The sequence below is a fragment of the Bradyrhizobium sp. SRS-191 genome (genome assembly GCF_024586915.1).
In the GTDB taxonomy this organism is placed as follows: domain Bacteria; phylum Pseudomonadota; class Alphaproteobacteria; order Rhizobiales; family Xanthobacteraceae; genus Bradyrhizobium.
Genome location: NZ_JANBVS010000048.1, coordinates 1 through 2847, shown reverse-complemented (window position 1 = coordinate 2847; position 2847 = coordinate 1). Strand labels below are relative to the sequence as shown.

General features: G+C 62.0%; 4 protein-coding genes. All 4 read left to right on the top strand.

The genetic code is table 11. The features are described 5' to 3' along the window. On the top strand, positions 1–1159 hold a 1159-nt coding region (locus NLR35_RS33685), incomplete at its 5' end, for an ABC transporter substrate-binding protein (protein ID WP_257170850.1). Between the two features lie 202 nt (positions 1160–1361). Next, complete coding sequence (locus NLR35_RS33680) at positions 1362–1691, top strand: STAS domain-containing protein (protein WP_257170849.1); 330 nt, start codon at positions 1362–1364, stop codon at positions 1689–1691. 1 nt (position 1692) lies between these two features. Next, positions 1693–2058 carry a response regulator gene (locus tag NLR35_RS33675; RefSeq protein WP_257170848.1) on the top strand — a complete coding sequence of 122 codons (366 nt, stop codon included), beginning with the start codon at positions 1693–1695 and terminating at the stop codon, positions 2056–2058. Then, the coding region (locus tag NLR35_RS33670; protein ID WP_257170847.1) for an Hpt domain-containing protein at positions 2055–2847 on the top strand (793 nt) is incomplete at its 3' end. The genes NLR35_RS33675 and NLR35_RS33670, both read left to right, overlap by 4 nt.

Genomic DNA, 2847 nt, shown 5'->3' with positions numbered 1-2847 from the left:
TCCGGAGTTCGAAGCGGCGACCGGTATGAAGGTCGAACTGAAGCTGCTTCCGTTCGGCGAGTACAATGCGATGATCGACCGCGAGCTGGCCTCGGAGCAGCCTGCGTTCGACTTCATCAACGTGACGTTCTTCCTGGCCGCACAATGGGTGGCCTCAGGCCGCCTGGCCAATCTGGACGAATTCACGGCCGACGCGAACGTGACGCCGGCGGAATGGGCGCCGGCGGATTTCGTCGCGGGCGCGCAACTTCCCTATCGCGATGCCAAGGGTGGCACCTACGCCTACGCCTGGGAAGGCGGCGCCACCATCATGGGAGTGTCGCGGATGGATTTGATGGAGCGAAAGGGTCTGCTGATACCCCGGACCTTCGAGGAATTGCGGCATGTCTGTGCCGAAATCCATCAACCCGGCGAGGTCAACGGCTTCGTCTCCTGGCATCTCCATCACTGGTGCCTTATTCCCTATCTGCAGGGATTCGGCGGCGACGTCTTTGCTGACGCTCCGTCGGATACGACGCCGACATTGAGCACGGATCAGGCGGTCCAGGCTCTCGAATTCTACGCAAGCCTGTTGAAATACGCGCCGCTTGACGTCTCCAGCTATACCGAGGATCAGGCGCGGGCCTCGCTGGCGAAGGGCCGTTCCAACGTCTTCATCCATTCGAGTTCGTGGGTGGCGCCGTCCCTGTTGGCCAACGACAGCAGGGTGCGGGACACCGCGCGGATCGCGCGGATGCCCGTCGGTCCCCTGTTCGATCGTCCAGCGTCGAACAGCCAGGGGCTCGGAATTCCCAGGACCGCGCGCAATCGCGCGGCTGCGTGGGAGTTCGTCAAATGGGCCCTCAGCCCGGACATGACCGCCCGAATCATGCGCGAACACGGGCACGCGAGCGTCTGCCGCAGATCCGTGATCGAGAGCGAAGCCTACAGGGCGATGAACAAGGTCAACGGTCAGGACCTGGGTGCGCTCTACCTGGATGTGCTCGAACGCCCCACGCGCGGCAAGAACTACATGGCGTACCGGACCGTTCGCCAGTTTCCGATAGTCGGCGACTGCATCAATGCAGCGGTGGACAGCGTGATCAGTGGTCGGGCCTCGGCGCGCGATGCTCTTAACACTGCGCAGGCGCTTGCGACTGCGAGGCTCGCCCGAACATGAGCCGTAATCCAATTTTCGGTTCGGGGTTACCTGTCACCCTCGCGCTATGCACGTTATTGCCGATCGACCCCGCAATATCACGGAGCGTGAACTTAACCCTGCTGCAACCGCATGGCGTCAATTTGAGTACGTTGCATCAACACGCTGCTCTTTCCTCTTACCAATTCCTTCGAGTCAAACGGATCTGATCGGGAGCGGGGCCATGGAGCCGGAACTGACGTGCGCTGATGCGGACGCCGTGCACTGCCGCACGTCCGAACCAACTGCGTTTGCACTGCCGCATACGCTCGATATGTCCGCCGCATCAGACCTCCAAGACAAGCTGAAACACCTGCTCGCGACCGGGCATCCGAATCTCGATGCGAGCGGTGTGGGGCGCATGTCGACGCCGTGCGTGCAGCTGCTTCTGGCGGCGGGACGCGCGTCGGAGAAGGCGGGAACTGGACTGAAGATCATCAATGCGTCGGACGTCTTCCTCGACGCAGTCGTCGAACTCGGCCTGCAGGGCGAATTTTCCAACTGGACGAAGTGAAATGAGCAGAAAAATTCTGACGGTCGACGATTCCAAGACCATGCGCGACATGATCACGTTCACGCTCCGCAAGGCGGGATTCGACGTTGCCGAGGCCGAGGACGGCAAGGCGGCCATCAACGTGCTCGGCGGCTCCAAGTTCGACCTCATCATCACCGATCTGAACATGCCGAACATGGACGGCATCTCGCTCATCAAGAACGTGCGGGCGGGATCGAGCCATCGCACCGTTCCGATCCTGATCCTGACGACCGAGAGCGACGGCACCAAGAAGGCGGATGGCAAGGCCGCAGGGGCGACCGGCTGGCTGGTCAAGCCGTTCAATCCCGATCAGCTCGTCGAACTGGTTCACCGGGTGTGTCCATGAGCTCGGAAGCCGACAGTCTTCCTTTCGAGCAATTCCGGAAAACCTATTTCGAGGAATGCGCCGAGTTGCTGGAGTCGCTCCAGGCCAATCTCGACCTCATGGCGAATGGTGACCGGGACAGCGAAACTCTGAACGCCGTCTTCCGATCGGTCCACTCCATCAAGGGCGGGGCCGGGGCCTTCAGCTTTTCGGCGCTGATTGCCTTTTCTCACGTGTTCGAGAGCCTTCTCGATGCAATGCGGGACCGCAGGGTTGCTGCCACACCGGAGATCACGCAATTGCTGATGCGGGCGAGCGACGCCCTCAGCGACATCGTCAGCGCGGCGCGCACCGACAATCCGCTGGCGGCGAATTTCGGCGCCGACATCGTCGCCGCCATGCAGGCCGCACTGCCTCAGGGGCCCGGGCAGCCCCAAAGCGCTCAGCCGGTGAAAGCGGAAGCCGATCGCCCGATCGAGGCCGCGAAGCTGCGCTACAGCATCGCTTTCACGCCTCACACGGAAATGTTCGTCAAGGCGAACGAGCCGCTGCTGCTGATCCGCCAGTTGCGGAAGCTCGGTGATCTCAAGATCGAGGCTGATACCTCGCGTCTCCCCGACTTCCACTCGATGGAGCCGGAGATCGCCTATCTGGGCTGGGTCTTCACCCTCGAGACCACGGCGCCCAAGGACGCGATCCAGGGCGTCTTTGAGTTCGTCGAGGACGATTGCAATCTCAGGATCGAGCGGCTGGATGACAATCGCGTCAGCAGCCCGATCCGGTCCGCTGCCGAACCCGCCGTCGCTGCTT

Excerpts from the sequence above, each read along its gene's own strand:
- NLR35_RS33680 (WP_257170849.1), top strand. The coding sequence starts at position 1,362 with ATGGAGCCGGAACTGACGTGCGCTGATGCGGACGCCGTGCACTGCCGC.
- NLR35_RS33675 (WP_257170848.1), top strand. The coding sequence starts at position 1,693 with ATGAGCAGAAAAATTCTGACGGTCGACGATTCCAAGACCATGCGCGAC.